At 42.4% G+C, this 18455-nt stretch carries 15 protein-coding genes; 8 read left to right on the top strand and 7 right to left on the bottom strand.

Annotation, left to right across the window (positions count from 1 at the left end; translation table 11 throughout):
• Positions 1-130: 130 nt before the first annotated feature.
• The 4 genes from FIU21_RS02440 to FIU21_RS02425 all read right to left on the bottom strand — a co-directional run bounded on the left by FIU21_RS02440 (position 131) and on the right by FIU21_RS02425 (position 5915).
• Positions 131-382 (bottom strand): type B 50S ribosomal protein L31, encoded by a 252-nt coding sequence (locus tag FIU21_RS02440; protein WP_004361523.1) that lies wholly within the window; start codon positions 380-382, stop codon positions 131-133.
• Positions 383-708: 326 nt separating this feature from the next.
• Complete coding sequence (locus tag FIU21_RS02435; RefSeq protein WP_004361522.1) at positions 709-2055, bottom strand: choice-of-anchor J domain-containing protein; 1347 nt, start codon at positions 2053-2055, stop codon at positions 709-711.
• Between the two features lie 23 nt (positions 2056-2078).
• Positions 2079-3314, bottom strand: a complete 1236-nt coding sequence (locus FIU21_RS02430) for a DUF5689 domain-containing protein (protein WP_036886921.1) — start codon at positions 3312-3314, stop codon at positions 2079-2081.
• Positions 3315-3335: 21 nt separating this feature from the next.
• Positions 3336-5915 (bottom strand): porin family protein, encoded by a 2580-nt coding sequence (locus tag FIU21_RS02425; RefSeq protein WP_036886918.1) that lies wholly within the window; start codon positions 5913-5915, stop codon positions 3336-3338.
• A gap of 296 nt (positions 5916-6211) precedes the next feature.
• On the opposite strand from FIU21_RS02425, the gene FIU21_RS02420 reads away from it, so the two are divergent.
• The 3 genes from FIU21_RS02420 to udk are packed head-to-tail and all read left to right on the top strand — an operon-like array spanning position 6212 to position 8588.
• Positions 6212-7255: an endonuclease/exonuclease/phosphatase family protein gene (locus FIU21_RS02420; protein WP_004361519.1), complete on the top strand. Its 1044-nt coding sequence runs from the start codon at positions 6212-6214 to the stop codon at positions 7253-7255.
• Between the two features lie 59 nt (positions 7256-7314).
• The gene (locus FIU21_RS02415) at positions 7315-7899 is read left to right on the top strand and encodes a uracil-DNA glycosylase family protein (protein WP_004361518.1); all 585 of its coding nucleotides are present in this window, start codon (positions 7315-7317) and stop codon (positions 7897-7899) included.
• Positions 7900-7943: 44 nt separating this feature from the next.
• Positions 7944-8588: a uridine kinase gene (udk, locus tag FIU21_RS02410; protein ID WP_004361517.1), complete on the top strand. Its 645-nt coding sequence runs from the start codon at positions 7944-7946 to the stop codon at positions 8586-8588.
• Positions 8589-9111: 523 nt separating this feature from the next.
• Here the strand turns inward: udk and FIU21_RS02405 are convergent.
• The 3 genes from FIU21_RS02405 to FIU21_RS02395 are packed head-to-tail and all read right to left on the bottom strand — an operon-like array spanning position 9112 to position 10768.
• Positions 9112-9564 (bottom strand): DUF4293 domain-containing protein, encoded by a 453-nt coding sequence (locus FIU21_RS02405; RefSeq protein ID WP_004361516.1) that lies wholly within the window; start codon positions 9562-9564, stop codon positions 9112-9114.
• Positions 9565-9567: 3 nt separating this feature from the next.
• Positions 9568-9909 (bottom strand): DNA-directed RNA polymerase subunit omega, encoded by a 342-nt coding sequence (locus tag FIU21_RS02400; RefSeq protein ID WP_004361515.1) that lies wholly within the window; start codon positions 9907-9909, stop codon positions 9568-9570.
• A 34-nt stretch (positions 9910-9943) separates the two neighbouring features.
• Positions 9944-10768: an outer membrane protein assembly factor BamD gene (locus FIU21_RS02395; protein WP_004361514.1), complete on the bottom strand. Its 825-nt coding sequence runs from the start codon at positions 10766-10768 to the stop codon at positions 9944-9946.
• A 149-nt stretch (positions 10769-10917) separates the two neighbouring features.
• Between FIU21_RS02395 and uvrB the strand changes: the two genes are divergently transcribed.
• From uvrB to menA, 5 genes are all read left to right on the top strand, one after another.
• On the top strand, positions 10918-12963 hold the full coding sequence (uvrB, locus tag FIU21_RS02390; protein WP_004361513.1) for an excinuclease ABC subunit UvrB: 2046 nt from the start codon (positions 10918-10920) through the stop codon (positions 12961-12963).
• Positions 12964-13680: 717 nt separating this feature from the next.
• Entirely contained in the window at positions 13681-14640 is a 960-nt protein-coding gene (locus FIU21_RS02385) for a DUF4468 domain-containing protein (RefSeq protein WP_004361512.1), read from the top strand.
• 151 nt (positions 14641-14791) lie between these two features.
• Positions 14792-15022, top strand: a complete 231-nt coding sequence (locus FIU21_RS02380) for a hypothetical protein (RefSeq protein WP_004361511.1) — start codon at positions 14792-14794, stop codon at positions 15020-15022.
• Positions 15023-17419 (top strand): putative porin, encoded by a 2397-nt coding sequence (locus FIU21_RS02375; protein WP_004361510.1) that lies wholly within the window; start codon positions 15023-15025, stop codon positions 17417-17419.
• A gap of 20 nt (positions 17420-17439) precedes the next feature.
• A complete protein-coding gene (menA, locus tag FIU21_RS02370) occupies positions 17440-18381 on the top strand; it encodes a 1,4-dihydroxy-2-naphthoate octaprenyltransferase (RefSeq protein WP_004361509.1) in 942 nt (313 codons plus the stop codon).
• The last annotated feature ends 74 nt before the right edge of the window (positions 18382-18455 follow it).

Below are 18455 nucleotides of genomic sequence, written 5' to 3'. Positions count from 1 at the left end.
TTTATCTTATACAATCTGTAAACAGCGCAGTATTCGTTTCTGTTCTGTTGAAAGCAAAAGTGCGAGCAAACGTATATGCAACTACGTTTGTCCGCACTTTGTATGTAATAATGTCGAAGGGTATTATCGATTACTTCTTCAACTTACCGTAACGGCTCATGAAGCGGTCAACGCGACCTGCTGTATCGACAAGCTTACTCTTACCAGTGTAGAATGGGTGAGAGGTGCTTGAGATTTCGACTTTTACCACTGGGTAAGTTTCGCCTTCAAATTCTACTGTCTCTGAAGTTTTGCATGTAGACTTTGTAAGGAACATATCGCCGTTGGACATATCCTTAAATACGACGGGGCGATAGTTTTCTGGATGAATACCTTGTTTCATTTTATTGTTATCTAATTGTTAATAATATACTTGCTGTAGTCTTTCCTTTAACTAAAAAGGATACAGACACTTTTCAGAGTGCAAAATTACGAATAATTCTGTAGGTAGCCAAATATTTTAAGCTGTTTTTTAGGCTCATTTGTCATTTCGAGTGATACAACTAAAAATATCTACGTTATAAACTTTTGCTTCCCTTTAGGTCATTTCGTAACCAATAAGTTTCCTTATACTTAGTAATTCCGTGTGTCATGAGCCTCCGCACCATTGGTGTTTACCATGCGCACCATTGGTGCGGGGCTTTCGCACGTAGATAAGATAAGGGAACTTTACTTAACTTCTACGTCCTTGATTTCCCATGTACCAGCTGCTGATGTTCCATCACAAGTGTAGAGGAAACCTATGCGGACATTGCTTTGACCAGCATAAGCAGAAAGATTACATGTTGAAGTAATAAACTTCCAATCTTTAGCAGGATATGTAGAAACAGGGACATCATGCCAAGTTGTTCCGTCAGTTGATACTTGAACCTTGAAGTTGTCAGCTGCTGTTGTGAAGAAGTTTGCTGCAACTTGGAAAGTTAAGGTTGCTGATGTCTTTCCAACAAGACTAAACGCTGGTGACTCTAAGCGACTTTGTGCTGCATAATTGGTATTGTTCTTATATGATGATGCCTTCATATATTTTTTACTTGTATCATGCTTCCATACGAAAGAAAGGTCTGATGGGAGTGTAATGTTATTGATAGTAAAGTTATCCATACCAGTCTCAAACTTAGCGGTAAGACCAGTAGCAGCAGGCTGAGGAGTAGAAGCACCACTGATAGAGATAATCTTATTGTTCTTGTCAATCTCCATGATAACCTTGCCCTGCTTATTGGTGAAAGCCTTCAAGTTACCCTTAACAACTACCGTCTGACCAGCTTGAAGATCAGTCTTTGCAGCGAAGTCAGCACCATTGAGACCCTTACCAGAGAATACCTGGAGCGTCTTATCTGTACCGTTATCAGAGATATAGTAAGTGATACTCTTATAGTTCTCGTTATAAGAAACTACCTCAGAGATAACACCCTTTACATAAGCCTCGCCCGTAGCAGTCTGGTTAGCCTGAATCTTTTGTACAGCTTCAGTAACAGTCCATGCAGTAGTCTCTGTATTCAAGTCAGCTGTTGGTGTTGGCTGAGCAGCCTTATTACCATTGAGAGAGTAGATATAGTTGCCCTGTGTGAACTCCTTCGTACCCTTGAAGTTTACAAGTTTACCATATACAACAACCTTATCGCCAGCGTTAAGTTTATCGCTTGCAGTGAACTTCTTATTACCAAGTGCATAGCCGCGATATACAGTCAACTGTCCGTTGGTCGTTCCATCGTCAGAGATAAGATAGGTAGCATTACCATAGTTGGCTGCATCAATCTCCTTAACGCTAACGATAGTACCAGAAACATATACATCCTTATCAAGGTTCTGACCAGCATCAATATACTTCAACGCTGCTGCAACGTTGAATGGATCAGCCTCTGTACCAGTTCCAGCAGTAGGAGTGGTAGGTGTGTTTGTGTTGTTATTGTTGTTCTCTTCAAATGTAACACTGTATGGAGCTGGAACATCCTCACAACTTGTGAAGACAGTTGTTGTCATAGCCAGCGCCATCATTGAATAAATAATCTTTTTCATATTCTGTATAGTTATTTGTCTTGTTAATTAATTGAGATAATCTTACTGTTACGACCAACCTGTGGAGTTGAAGTTGCCTCGTAAAAATCCAAGGTGCCAAGGATAACCACTTTCTTGCCAACACTTATCTGTGAGGAGTCTGTGAATTTATCACCATTAAGGTATAATCCACGAAATACTTGCAACTGCTCAGTAGAAGTGCCATCGTTAGAGAGGTAGTAACGAGCGTTACCATATTGGGTTGAGACCTCATCAATCTGTGAGATGATACCCTTGATATAGTAAGTGTTAGCATCCTTCTTGTTCAACTTAGCGTATGCCAAAGCACGTGTGATATCCAATGGGTTAGCCTGTGTGCCATCACCCTTGCCAGGGAGTCCCTTGAAAGGGTCAACCTTCTCTGCAGTCTTGATGTCATCAAGAGAGCGGATGACAATCTCCCACTGGTTATTAAAGCGTTTGAAGATACCAACGATGTCAACCTTACCCGTTGGGACCTTACTATTAGCGAATTTAGCAAAGTTACTATTATACACGATAACTTTTCTGCCATCCTGCTCGTTTAGGGTCCAGCTCACGCTACCCGCACCGCCATTAGCATCAGCGAAAGTATCAGTAACCTTACTGCTGTTGCTACTCTTAAAGCTAACGTTACGAATAATACCCAACTTGCCGCCATCAGTATCGAGGTCCCAAGTTGTTGCGTTAGTACCAGAAGCAAACTCAGTAGGTTCAACCTTATTACCAGAAGAGAGAATCTTATAGTGCTGATCCCAAACAGTACGGCTGATACGACCAATGGTTGTTGCACCAGAAGCATTCACAGAAGGAACACCAATCTGTGCCTGCTTGCCATAGTTGCCAACGTAAAGGTCCTTCAGACTTACCAAGACTTCCGTGCCGATAGGTAGTGCACCATGCAAACCACCCTGAGCAACACTAACGATAATAGCACCTGTTGCGTCCTGTAAAGCTAACTCCTGATAGATGTTACCCGCAACGTCAGAACTTGTAACGATAGCCTTTATCTTGACATCGTCTGTAACCTTAGCATAGCTGACGCCATCACGGTAATCCGTCGCAATATAGTTAGCAAACTTACTCTTCAGCTGAGCAATAGAAATGACATTTGTTTCGGTCAGTTCATTGTTGCCGTATGGTGCAGAACCTGTTTCAGCTGGCTCTGCGTAGCTATCGCCCATACAAGATGCAAAGAGCACGCAGACAGCTGCCATCATTAAATATTTCAGTTTCTTCATAATCGTTTCCTGTATTTAGTTTTAGAATTTGTAAGCTACGTTCAACATACCATTGATACCATTCACGTAATACTTCTTAGGATTGCGGTAGAAGTCGTAAGCACGTGTTGTAGCAGCTCCAGTAGTCTTGTTGACAGTGTAGTTGCTGCGGCCCTGCTCATAACCACCACTAACAATCTTCTGATTGTTCAGTAAGTTGGTAATCATCAAGTTGATTGACAGACTTCCATGACGGAGATAAAGACTCTTACCGATAGATGCATCGAGCATAAAGCCCCCATGTCCCTCACTCTGTGCGTAAGGAGTATAATTGCCATCAGCATCCATACCGCCAAGGGAGGTACCCATTGTGCGGAGTGTGTTACCATAACGGAGGCTTGGTGCGTAAGAGAGGTAGATACGATCATAGTAGTTACCGCTCAAATCGATGAACCAACCACCCTTGTGATAACTGAGGATTGCACTGTAAACACTCAGAGGAGTGCTTGCTTCGTGCATATTCTTATTGTAAACAATATCCTTGTTATAAGTGCTCTTTGTAGAGTTCAAGTAGATAACATCGGCATTGTTAGCATTCTTAGCCTCGCTCCATGTACCGAGCGCCTTGAAGTTAAGGAAGCTTGTGAGCTTGAAGTCAAGCCCCAACTCAATACCATAGTAATTCTTCTTCATGTTAGTCATGCTAACGTATGTGAAAGAGTTAGCATCATCAAAGTAGAAGTTCTGCCACTCAGTCACGTTTGTCATGTGGTTGTAATAGCCACTGAGGTTAGCACGGAGCCAACTGCCAGAGTATTGATAGCTAAGTTCGCTTGAGAAAATACGCTCATTGTGGAGGTTGAGAACGAAGTCATTGTTCATCTCAGGTGAAGCAAAAGCAGTGTTAGCATTTGGTGCACGATGCTCATAACCCAGTCCGAGAGAGAACGCATTACCACCACCGAGGGTAACGGTAGCATTAGACTTCACACCACCTGTAAGGAAGTTAGCATCCTTGCTCTTACCAGTAGAGTTGTCAGCAAACATACCATTGCGCATGTTACCTACGCGATACATGTTGTCATAGCCAACTCTACCAGCTACCATATAGTGAAGTTTGCCAATAGTTTGCGCATAATTAGCCCAAAGTTTAGCACGGCGTACGTTGATATTATAGTCGTAACCGAATGTATCACCCTCATATACGAGCTTACCTAAACCCAAAGTACCGGTTGTATTAAGGTCATACTGAACACGTGGGTCAGCTGCAGCGTAGGTTCCGAGGGCATAAGTATTGATATTATGGAAACTCTTTGCACCCAAGAGATCCTCCATCGTCTGATAGTGACGAGCTAAAGTCTGACCGAGTGAAAGCCCAGCATTAAACACCTTGTTCTTACCAAGATGGTTAGTAAGAGTAGAAGACAGTGTCGTTGTCATTGCATTGTTGTGCTTAGCCTGCACGTAGTAAAGTGCATCCTCGCCATTGGCTGCAGCCTGGCGGTTAGCATAGTAAAGTCGATCCCACTGAATCTGGCGGTTCTCCTTATAGCCCCACCAGTTGACAGCTGTCTGCCAATCAGAGAAAGTCTGTGCTGTGCGATAGCGTGCATTGCTCTGATCCCACACGTCATAGTAGCTACTTGGAAGGTTCTTCCAGTAGTCAGGCTGTGGGTTTTCGCTGTTGTTATAGTTTAGCTTAGTGCTCTTATACATAGAATACTGAGCAAAAAGACTTGTTGTCAACTTCATCTTCTTATTGATATCCCAATCCCAAGTGAGGATAGCAGAAGGAGCGAAGTCGTTTACAACACGGCTATTGCGCTTGTGACTATTCTGATAACCCCAATATGGGTTGTACTGATAGTCATTTGCAAGCCAGTAAGCCTCGTCAGTACTTGCGCCCTGTGTAGAACGCTCAGTTGGGTTGCCCCATGTAGACAAAGCCAATGAATGACCATTGTTCCACTTCTTTTGAACACCGAAGTAGTAAGACAATGAGTTATAGAAAGTACCCTCAACGTAACCACGGTTAGCCCAGCGATAAGCAACGCTGGCAGCAATAGCCCAGCCCTTAGCGTTGAATCCACTTGCATAGTTGTACATACCACGGAGGGTATAGTTACGGTTAGCAGCAGAAAGCGTGAGACGATGTCCGCCAGCCATTGAGCCAGCACGGAAGTCATAGTTGTTGCTTCCAGCCAAGGCAGTCATTGAGAAGTTGTTATTCTCAAAAGGAAGTGCATAGTCAACGTTACGTGTCTGCTGGTTGATACCACCTACCATAGAGTAACGGAACTGTCCGCTTTCCATATCGTTCATAGGTGCACCATTGATATAAACATCGTTATATTTCTGGTTCAAAGCACGGTAACGGAACCGCATGGGCGAATACAAGAAACCCACTTGTGAAGCATAGACGTTACTGTTTGAGTTGAGAATCGTTACATTTTCGTTCATGTCATTGTTCTCACCTAACTGCGCTTCAGTGAAGGTGAACGCCGATTCATCCATAGCGTTGGCCGTTTGCGCCTGCTGGTTCGTCTTGGTATCGGTATTCTGTGCGACCACCATAGACGAACTGCATAGTGCTAAAACGGCAAGTTTCAGCTTTTTCTGCATAGTTGATTACATTAAAATAGGTGTTATACTATAAACTGTAAAGTAACGAAATAAATTTGGATATAGAAAGTCTTTTTGATGAATTTTTCGAGAATTATGCGTAAATGTCGGATTATTTACCGATATTTGCAAACTAAACATGACTGTGTCCAGGATTCAGTTATAGGCTTTGTGTGTCTATACTTAAAAGTCGAGTACATATCAGCTTATGCTTTTGTTTTCGTATTATTGCTGATTCTTAGGGTACTATAAGTCTTTGTTTAGACGCTCTGATAAAAACAACAACATTAAAAATAATGAGAAAGTTACTATTAGTTCTTTTCTGTGCCGTTCTTTTCGGTACGTCAGCTTCAGCCCAGAAGAAGTTTTCTGTTTATGCTATAGGATTTTATAATGTAGAAAACTTGTTTGATACAACACATGATGAAGGGAAAAACGACCACGATTTCACGCCGACTGGTAGTTATCAGTGGAACGAAATGAAGTATAGTCATAAGTTGCATAATATGGCATCGGTATTGGCAGAGATGGGTACGGATGTACTTCCGAATATTGGTTGTGCGGCTATAGGATTAGCAGAGGTTGAGAACGACCATGTAATGAACGACCTCATATCCCAGCCAGAGTTGGCGAAACGTGGCTATAAGTATGTACATATCGAAGGACCCGATCATCGTGGCATCGACTGTGCCTTGATTTATAATCCCAAACTCTTTACCGTAAGAGATACAAAGTTGGTACCTTATGTTTATGATTTACCAAAGGACAGCACTCGTGCTACACGTGGCTTCCTTACTGTAAGCGGTACATTGGCTGGCGAACATGTGACCATCATCGTGTGCCATTTACCAAGTCGTGGTGCAGGTTCTTACTATCGTGAGTTGGGTGGTAAGCAGATAAAGGCATTGAAGGACTCACTTCTTCGTGAAGACCCAAAGGTGAAGGTGCTTGTAATGGGTGATATGAATGACGATCCAACCAATAAGAGTATACATGAGTGTCTGTCTGCAAAGGGCGAAATCAGCGAGGTTGGTGCAAATGATATGTACAACCCTTGGTATAATGTCCTTGTAAAGGAGGGCACAGGATCCTTGCAGTATCAGGGCAAATGGAATCTCTTTGATCAGATTATTATGACTCCTAACTTGCTGAATAAGGCTGGTAAGAAAGACTTCTCAGAGTTGAAGTTCTGGAAGAACCAAATCTTCCGTCGTGATTATCTCTTCCAAGAGTCAGGTAAGTATAAGGGTAATACCAAGCGAACCACTGCTGGTGGTGTGTGGCTCGATGGTTATTCAGACCACTTACCAGTTGTAACTTACTTTGCTAAACAGCAGTAAAGATTATTAGGCTTATTAGGCTAATTAGCTCAATAAGCCTTATTGAGAAGAATAAAACAATGGAAATAGAAACTCATCCTTTTGAGCCGTGGCTCCCATCCAATGCCAAATTGTTGCTATTAGGAACCTTCCCGCCAGCACCCAAGCGTTGGTGTATGGAATGGTATTACCCTAATTACACGAATGATATGTGGCGTATCTTTGGTCATATCTTCTTCGGTGATAAGCAGTACTTTGTAGATGAAGAAAAGAAGACCTATAAGCTTGATTTGCTCAAGCCCTTCTTAAAAGAAAAGGGCATAGCCATCTTCGATACCGCTTTACGTATTTATCGTACAACAGGAACGGCATCTGATAAAGACTTAGAAATCATTGAGCGTGCCGATCTTGATGGAATGCTTCGTTCATTGCCAGAGTGTAAGGCTGTGTTGGCAGCAGGTCAGTTGGCTACAACGGTCTTTACAGAGCATTATGGAATTGATGCGCGAAAGATGAAGATGGGAGATCGCAAGGAGTTTAGCTTTGAGGACCGGACATTATACCTTTATCGTGAGCCAAGTAGTAGTCGTGCTTATCCGATGAAGGTCGAGAAAAAGGCAGAGTATTACGAAAGGATGTTTAGGGATTTAGGGATATTAGGCTAATAAGGCTAATAAGCCCAATAATAAGAATAATAAAATCAACCAATATGAAGGATAAAATAACTATTATAGGAATAGCTGGTGGTACTGGTTCGGGAAAGACCACCGTAGTGAAGAAAATCGTAGAGAGTCTTCCTCCTCATTATGTGGCTGTTGTGCCGTTGGATTCTTATTATAATGACACGACAGAACTTACCGATGAAGAGCGCAAGGCAATCAATTTCGACCATCCAGACGCCTTTGATTGGAAACTACTCATTAAGCAGGTGAATGAGTTGCGTGAGGGAAGAGCTGTTGAACAGCCAACATATAGTTATATTCTCAGCAATCGCTTGCCAGAGACTATTCATGTAGAGCCAAAGCCTGTAATCATCGTTGAGGGTATTATGGCATTGAGTAACAAGCGTCTGCGTGATATGATGGATCTCAAGATTTTTGTTGATTGTGATCCTGATGAGCGCCTTATCCGTAATATTCAGCGTGATACGATAGACCGTGGTCGTACAGTTTCAATGGTTGTAGACCGCTATCTGGAAGTATTGAAGCCAATGCATGAACAGTTCATCGAGCCTACTAAGCGTTATGCTGACGTGATTATCCCACAGGGTGGCGAGAATGTAAAGGGTATCAACATCCTCTGTAAGTATATCGAAGGTTTAATGCCAGAGGATAAAAGCTTATCCGATATGTAAAGTGATAAAGTTAACTTTTGAAAGTGGAACTTCAGTATGAGAGATGAAACGCTCTTATTAACGTGCGGAGCCTCCGCACATATGGTGCGGAAGGTAAACACCAATGGTGCGGATGGCTGATAGCAATCGATTGGGCGGTTTATAACCTTATTAAATCCAAATAGGAAACAATACCATAGTAAGGACTATACATAAGCCTAAGTTAGAGTTTCTATGTAAAGATTGAATGTTTTTGAACGCTCTATCTCGATACCCTTTACAAGACAAATCACTTGAAACAAATTTTGCTGTCATTGCTATCATCCAAAGTGCTCTTGTAACTTGTTCTTTTACAGTTAGATAACGCGAAATGTTAAAATGACAGCAACGTAATATAAAACTATTCTTGTAAGATTTGTAATAGTTTTCTTTCGCACATTAGATAGATTCTTCTCACTCTATAGATCAGGATATCTAATAAAAAAGCGACAGCATCAAGGGATAACCTTTAATGCTGTCGCTTTTATATTGGAATCTTTTTGTTTTATCTGATTCTGTCAGCTGCTCTTACCAAGGCTTCATCAGCAAGGATAGAGTGGCGTGCAAGCCACAAGAGGATGAAGGCTACGAGTGGAAGACAGGCTGCAAACTTTATGTGGAAGTCGAAGCCAGTCATCAATACTTGGCTGAACACACCATAAACCACATACCAACCAATAATCATTAACATGGAGAACGTACAGAAACGAGCCTGACGCTTGCGGTTATGATAGTCGAAGATGGCGAAGAGGTTGATAGGACAAGTTACTAAAAGAATAGCAAACAACGCCCATACGTTAAAGTCCTTACCACCGTTAGCATCGCTTATCCAGAGATTCATTAACATGCTCTCTGCACCCATACCCTTTGGTTCAAAGCTACCTACAGGTAGACAGAGACACGCAATGGTAGTAAGCAATGCAAGAAACAGGAATACAGTTTGTTTCCTCTGTATCATAATTTAATCTTCTTCCTCGTTCAGAGCATCCTTAGAAGGATCGCGCCAATAAACGTCACCATCGACGAACTCCTGAGTAGCTAACAATGTTGGCTTAGGTAGTTTCTCGTAGTAACGGCTAATTTCAATCTGCTCACGGTTCTCGAATACCTCGTCAAGAGAATCGTTATAAGAAGCAAACTCAGCAAGTTTCTTACTCAAGTCCTGCTTAATTTCAACCGAGATTTGGTTTGCTCTCTTTGCTATGATAGCAACACTCTCATAGATGTTACCAGTATCTTTCCAAAGTTCCTGAACATCTCGGGTTACCGTATTTGACGGTGCTTTTGACTTCCTGTAATCCATTCTAATTGTCTATATTTTATAAGTCTGTTATTCTTTAATCTTTTGTAATTTGCTTACATTTCTTGATATAATCCTCAGCTGTCTTACGTTCCTTAGACTCTGGGTACTCGTTGATAAATCCGTAGCACTCGTCTTCAGCATCCTGGAAACGTTGTACTTTCTTTTCCTCAACACTCATTTGAGCTAATTCAAACTTACTCTTCATAATAAGGATAGCGAAGTTCTCGCGTAAGTCGCTATAAGGATAATCGTTCAAAGCATTCTGTGCGGTGATGATACAAGCCTCATAGTTATTACCACCACTGGTGCAGTTACCAAAGTAAGAGCCAAGGTTATAATATAACTTTGCATTGAGATACTCCTTTCGGACAAGTTTATCCTGTAAAGAAAAGAGTCGTTGCTGAGCAGTTTCTTTCATCTTGCCATTTGGGAAGATATCCAAATACTCTTGGAAAGCTGCGATGGCTGCGACGGTAGGAGTCTGGTCAAGACGTGGCTCAGGGGTTCCTTCAAAGAGACTCTGCCCAATGTAGAAGGATGCCATTTCAGCATACTGACCACGTGGGTAAGTCTGATAATACTTCTTAAATGTTTCTGAAGCAGCTTGATAATCCTTCAAGGAATACTCTGCCATAGCGAGCATATAGAGACATTCCTGTGCGTTATCAGTACCTTTCTCGATAGTCACAAGGTCTTGCAAAAGAGGTACGGCAAAGCCATACTTTCCTTTTGCAAAGCATTCCTTTGCAAATTCGTATTTATAATCGTTGTTTGTTGTCTTGTAAACTTGATTATATTCGTGTGCGCAACTTGTCAACAGTAAAACGGCACAAAGACCAATAAGAATTCTTTTCTTCATAATTTGACTTTGAAGTGCAAAGTTACATATTATTCTATAAATACGCAAAGGTGGTTTGCTTTTTTAGCAAAAAATCACTATTAATTATATACTATCAGCGCTTTTTTGTATCTTTGCAATCAAAGATTGATTCACTTGACGTGTAGAAAATGAACTTTAAATTAACATCGAAATATAAACCGACAGGCGACCAGCCAGAGGCAATCAGAGAACTTACAGACGGATTAGAGCGTGGCGATAAGAGTCAGGTGCTCTTGGGTGTGACGGGTTCGGGTAAGACGTTTACGGTTGCGAACGTGATTGCGAATGTCAATAAACCCACACTTATCTTGTCGCATAACAAGACTTTGGCTGCACAGCTTTATGAGGAGATGAAGGCTTTCTTCCCCGATAACGCTGTGGAGTATTATGTCTCTTATTATGATTATTATCAGCCAGAGGCTTACATGCCTGTGACGGATACCTATATTGAGAAAGATCTTGCGATTAATGACGAGATTGATAAGTTGCGTTTGTCGGCTGTATCTTCTTTGTTATCAGGTCGTAAGGATGTTATCGTTGTGTCTTCCGTTTCGTGTATCTATGGTATGGGAGCGCCAATAGCCATGAAGGAAAATGTCATTTCTATCAAGAAGGGGCAAGTCATTGATCGTAATGATTTTTTAAGACGCTTGGTCGATGCACTTTATATGCGCAATGACATCGAGCTACAGCGTGGAAACTTCCGTGTGAAGGGTGATACGGTGGATATTGCAATGGCTTATAACGACAATGTCCTGCGTATTACGTGGTGGGATGATGAGATAGACTCAATCGAAGAGGTGGATGCTGTTGACTTTCATCGCCTTGCTACCTTTGATGCTTACGAAGTATATCCTGCCAACCTCTTTGTTACGTCTAAGGAACAGACCGAAGGAGCTATCCGTCAGATACAAGATGACTTGGTGAAGCAGGTTGATTTCTTCACCGAGATTGGGGATAATATTAAGGCGCAACGAATCAAGGAACGTGTAGAGTATGATATTGAGATGATTAAGGAACTCGGTCATTGCTCTGGTATTGAGAACTATTCACGCTACTTCGATGGTAGAGAGGCGGGAATGCGTCCTTACTGTTTGTTAGACTTTTTCCCAGAAGATTACTTGATGGTGATTGATGAGAGTCATGTGAGTGTACCGCAGATTTCAGCGATGTATGGTGGCGACCGTGCCCGAAAAAAGAATCTTGTGGAGTATGGTTTCCGTCTTCCAGCAGCCTTTGATAACCGTCCGCTTCGTTTCGAGGAGTTTCATGATTTAATTCATCAGATTATCTATGTGTCGGCTACTCCAGCTGACTTCGAGTTGGCTGAATCAGAAGGTGTTGTCGTTGAACAGCTTATTCGTCCTACTGGTTTGCTCGATCCAGAGATAGAGGTGCGCCCATCGGAGAATCAGATTGACGACTTGATGAACGAAATCGTTATCCGTGCAGAGAAGGAAGAGCGTGTTTTGGTGACGACACTAACCAAACGAATGGCAGAGGAGTTGACCGAATACCTGCTGAATCATGATATCCGTACGGCTTATATCCATAGTGATGTTGCCAGTTTGGACCGTATTAAGATTATCAACGACCTGCGTGCGGGTATTTATGATGTCCTTGTGGGTGTCAATCTCTTGCGTGAGGGATTAGACTTACCAGAGGTTTCATTGGTTGCTATCCTTGATGCCGATAAAGAAGGTTTCCTCCGCAGTCATAGAAGTTTGACACAGACGGCAGGACGTGCGGCTCGTAACGTGAATGGAAAGGTGATTATGTATGCCGATAACATCACGGAGAGTATGCAAAAGACCATTGATGAGACGATGCGAAGACGCACGAAACAGCTGAAATACAACGAGGAAAATAATATTACTCCGACACAGATTGTCAAAGCAATTAAGGGTACACTGCCAGTGGGTGGTGAATCGAATCTCACCGCACAGACAGCTTCTATCAGTAGGAATGTCGGACAGGCATACGTTGAACCAAATAATGGTGTTCTCTTTGCTGCTGACCCAATTGTTGCGAAGATGAGTAAGGCACAGCTGGAGAAGAGTATTGCTAATACAACTATCCTCATGAAGCAGGCAGCAAAAGACCTTGACTTTCTGCAGGCAGCGCAGTATCGTGATGAGATAATACGTTTGCAGAAGGAGTTGGAGGGGAAGTAAGCAAGCAAACAAAGCCAATCAACCAGCCCAAGCAGCCACAACCAGCCCCTCCCCCGACCCCTCCCCCAAAGGGAGGGGAGTGATTAGCGAGATACCCCGAAGTTTTAAATGTATAAGATAGTAGCCTCACCCCCAGCCCCTCTCCGATTGGAGAAGGGAGTAAAATGCGAGATACCCCAGATGTAAAATGTAAAAAGAGGGGTAAGAGAAGGGCGAAAAAATGTTTGTTTAGTTCGTTTAGGTCATGGTGAAAACGTTGCTACAAGGGTTTGAAAATTCATTACATTATTTTAGGTAAGGGGTCCCTAATATAAGTGAAAAATATGTGTAAGAAGTGAGTTTGTAACTGTTAGTAAATCAGTATGTTATAAAGTTGCTTTTCAAAAGGTGCTTAATTGGACTTCAAAAGGGCGTTAGTAAGGGTCTTAAAGGGCATCTTTTGCAAGCCAATTGGGCGTCTTTAAGAAGCCAAAAGAGCATATGTTGAAAATCAAGTTGTGAAAAAAATAGGACAATTCTTTATTGAATATAGTACTCATAGTTATGAATAGTGAACTCTGAAAGTAATCATAATTATGAATTTTGAATTATGAATTCTGAATTATCGGTAGTTCTGTCTCAATAAAAAAAGATAAAAACTTACTGAAAGGTTCGATAAAGCAAACAATAATTTGTATCTTTGCTTGTTAAATTGTCATTAGATAAAAGTTTGAACATATGAAGAAATTTTTGATATTCTTGTTTATGTGCCTTCCAATGATGGCTGCGGCACAGACTACGCTGACTCCAGAACAGAAGTTGGAACAGGCACAACGCCAGTTAGAGGAGGCTAAGGCTGCCTTGGAACAGGCGAAGGCAAACGCTGCAAAAGCGAAGGCTGAGGCTGAAGCAAGAGCCAAGAAAGAAGCTGAGGATAAGGCGAAAGCAAAGGATATAGAAAAGAAGATTGCCGATATGAAGGCTGAGGCTGAACGCTTGTCACGTGAGGCTGAGGCACTCAGTGAGGCTGCTAATAAAGCTCAGACGACTACGGCAACACCAGCAACAAAGGCTGCGGCAACCACTACAAAGGCTGTTAGTAACGCTTCTTCAGATGCGTGGGTTGTTCCAACAACGCCAGCGACTGCTGCTGCACGTGCCAATAAGAATGTGAGTGCGGATAGTAAAGTAAACAAGGATATTTATCTTCAGAAGGGTATCATACCAGAGGTGAACGGTCAGGTGGTATGGACTGAAACATTCAATGTACCAGGAGCAACTGCTGACGAACTCTATGACAAGGCGTTTGCTTATCTTACAGAACTTACACAGGGCGACAATCAGTTGAGTGGTAGTAAGGTTGCCTTGGTGAACAAGGGTGAGCATAGTATTGTGGCAACGGTACGTGAGAAGTTGATTTTCTCATCTTCGTTCCTCTCATTAGACTATACGCAGTTTAACTATGTGCTTCAAGCAACTTGTCGTGATGGACAGGCAACATTGACAATGAACCGTTTGACTTATCGTTATGATGTTCAAGGCAATGTTTCTGACCTATCGGCAGAGCAGTGGATTACCGATAAGTATGCTGTGAACAAGAAGCAGACTCGTCTCTTGCCTGTATCTGGTAAGTTCCGTCGTGCTACTGTTGACCGTAAGAATAGTATCTTTGAAGGCTTCGCTCAGGCATTGAAGTAAGACAAAGAAGGGATATACTTTTGGGAGTGTCAGTGGTGATGGGTAGGGATAACGACCTTATGTACGTTTGTTCTTTGCCTATTCTAATGCGCTGAATAAAGCGTTATATCAAAGCTGCTGGCAAATATTTTAACACAATAAAGAATAGAAAATGGAACTACAGAATAGTACGGCACGTCGTCCAGAACGTCGTCGTCATAAACGTGAGACAGAAGATAGGTTTCTTCCTATCCGCCAATGGCTTAACATTATCTTTATGTTAGGTGCGCTTGTTGGTGTGATTGTCTATTTCTTAACCGATAACACTACGACTGGTACAATTATTATTCTTGTTTCGATGGTCTTTAAGATGGTCGAAAGCGTACTCCGTTTTATTCGTTAAATGAAGAAACTTACTATCTTATTTTCCCTTTTTGTGTTAGTGGCTAATGCTGCTATGGCACAGACAGACGCCACCACTCCGTATGATGATGGTACTTTTACGGCTGATGGTTATAGAAACAATCGTAACATAGGACGTTCTGATTCTATACAAAGTGAGCACAAGGAGATACCACGTGGCTTGAAGGTGTGGACGATTGATGAACGTTTCGGTGACCGCAAAGCTGCTGTTCCCGATACGCTGTCGTATATGTATATGAATTCTAACCTCACTTACGGCAAGCGAGGGGAGTATAACACCTTAGGAAACTTGGGTTCTCCACGTCAGAATCGTATCTTTATTGATCGTCCTGCCACGTCAGAATTTTTCTTCCTCGACCCGTATGATATGTTTATCGTACAGCCAAACAACTTCCAGTTTACCTCAACCCTTTCGCCAATCACGGTTCTCTCTTATAATACCGCTGGTAACAGAAACAACGGAGAAGACCGATTTAAGGCAATCTTTGCGGTGAATGCGGGTAAGGAGTGGGGCTTCGGTTTTAAGTTTGATTACCTATACGGACGTGGATATTATAGCAATCAGAGTGCTTCTCACTTCAACTATTCAATGTGGGGAAGCTATTTAGGTGAACGCTATCAGGCACATTTGCTCCTTTCTTTGAATCATCAGAAGGTCGCTGAGAATGGTGGTATTGCCAATGATGCCTATATCACGCACCCAGAATCGTTCCGCGATAGTTATAGTGAAGAAGAGATTCCAACCATATTAAAGAAGAATTGGAATAGAAATGATAATCAACATGTGTTTTTCAATCACCGTTATAGCCTCGGTTTCTTCCGTAAAGTGCCGATGACGGAAGAGGAGATTAAGGCAAAGCAGTTTGCTCTTAAATCTCAGAAAGCACAAGAAGCACAGCAGGATAAAGAGAAGGCTCGTCGCCGTGCAAAGGCAAAGGGCGAGAAGTTTGATGAGGAAGCTTACGATAAGGAGAAGCGTTCTGCAGGTCGACCTGACGATGCTGTCATCGCTGGTGATGCGTCACAAGTGAAGACAACAGCGGAGAATGCGAATGGCAATGAGCGTATGACGGTCAACTTGGAGGACTCTACTCAGATGGCAAACCTCAAGAAACAGGATGCTTTGGCTAAGGATTCCACTCAGAAATGGATGAAGGAAGAGTATGTCCCTGTGACGAGTTTCATTCATACAGTACGTTTCGATAATTACCGTCGTATTTATCAAGCATACGATACTCCGACTGATTTCTATGCACAGAACTTCTTTAACTATGGTACTGCAGCCAATGATTCGATTTTTGATACGACAAAGCATTGGTCATTGAAGAATACCTTTGCGGTCGCTTTGCTTGAGGGATTCAACAAATGGGCGAAGGCTGGACTGAAAGCTTTCCTTTCCTATGAGTTGCGACATTATGCCCTTCCTTCAATGATAACGCCAAGCGGCTCTGCGGTAGCATTCTATAACGGGGATAAGACATGGAACCAACATGACATTTCTGTCGGTGGTCAGCTGTTGAAGACACAGGGTAAGACGTTCCATTATGATGTTAGTGCTGAGGCTTGGTTGGCTGGAAGTAGGGCAGGGCAGGTTCATGTTGATGGTCATGCTGACCTCGGTTTCCCTCTTTTGGGTGACACAGTTCAACTCGCTGCAACAGCTTTCTTCCACCGTTCTGCTCCATCCTTCTATATGGGTCAGTACTATGGTAAGCATTATATGTGGGACAATAACCTCAATCAAGAGATACATTCTCGCATCTTGGGTGAGTTCTCTTTGAAGAAGACACGCACCAAGTTGCGCGTTGGTTATGATGTTCTTAAGAACTATACCTACTTTGGTATACAAAACGACCGCATCCAAAGCGGTGATAACTACCTCGTACAGCATAACAACTTGAATGTTCGTCAGTCCAGCAGTCCTATCAACTTGCTGACTTTACAGCTACAACAAGACTTCCGTTTGGGTATTTTCAACTGGCAAAATGTGCTGACTTTCCAGAAATCAAGTAAGGAAGATATACTCCCAGTACCGACATTCAACGCTTATAGTAATCTGTTTATACGATTCAAGATAGCACGTGTGTTGGATGTTGACCTTGGTGTTGACGGTCGTTACTTCACAAGTTATTATGCGCCAGAGTACATACCTGGAATCGGTGCTTTTGGTATACAAGAGACCGATGCGAGCCGTACAAAGATTGGTAACTATCCACTTTTGAATGCTTATGCTAACTTCCAGTTACAGCATACTCGCTTCTATGTAATGTTCACGCATGTAAACAGTGCTGATGGGGGTAAGTATTTCTATACGCCTCACTACCCATTGAACCAGCGCTTATTGCAGTTTGGTATCAGCTGGAACTTCTTTAACTAATCGTTTAGACATACGAATACATGATTTCAGAGAATGACAAGATAAAGACCAACAGTCTTTCTGCATGGGTACTTGCTGCGCGTCCGAAGACGCTCACAGGTGCAATGGTTCCCGTAATGATAGGAACTGCTTGGGCGTGGAAGCTAAGTGGCGGGGAGAACTTTCGAGTTATCCCTGCCATTCTTTGTTTTCTTTTTGCCTTTCTGATGCAGATAGACTCCAACTTCATCAATGACTACTTCGATTGTTTGAAAGGCAACGATGATCGTACCACTCGTTTAGGTCCGAAGCGGGCTTGTTCTGAAGGCTGGATAACCCTCCCTGCCATGCGTATAGGACTTGTTATCACTTCGTTATTAGCTTCTCTTGTTGGTATTCCCCTCATCTTCTATGGTGGTTGGGAAATGATACTTGTTGGTGTAGCCTGCGTTCTCTTTGCCTTTCTCTACACCACTTACTTCTCTTATCTCGGCTTAGGCGATGTCTTGGTACTGGTGTTTTTTGGTATTGTACCTGTCGTTTTCACCACCTATGTCATCCTTCCTGACCATTCTCAAGCCCTGTGCTTTGAGGTTATTATGTCGGGAATTATCTGCGGTTTGGTGATAGATACCCTGCTTGTTGTCAATAACTACCGTGATAGAGAGAATGATAAACGTGACGGAAAGATAACCCTCATTGTGAGAATAGGTGAGAAAAAGGCTGAAAAGCTGTACTTAGTATTAGGTCTTATGACCTATCTTCAGATGCTTCTTCTTCTCTTTTCAGGAGAGAGAGACAATCTCCTACCCTTTATCTTCGTGTTTATTATCTTCATACCTTATGGTATCTTGCATTACAAGACAGCTATGCAAATGAAGCTAATAAAGAAAGGTAAGGAACTAAATATCATCTTGGCGCAAACCGCTCGGAACATGCTAATCTATGGTATAGCAACCACGATTGCATTAGTTGGTTTATAAACCCGCTTTTAAATTTCCTCACCTAATCCCTCATTTCATCATCACCCAACATCCAACACCCCTCACCCAACCCC

The sequence above is a fragment of the Prevotella melaninogenica genome, assembly GCF_013267595.1.
Taxonomy (GTDB): Bacteria; Bacteroidota; Bacteroidia; order Bacteroidales; family Bacteroidaceae; genus Prevotella; species Prevotella melaninogenica_D.
Note: the sequence above shows the minus strand (reverse complement) of the source record. Positions and strands in the feature narration are given on the sequence as shown.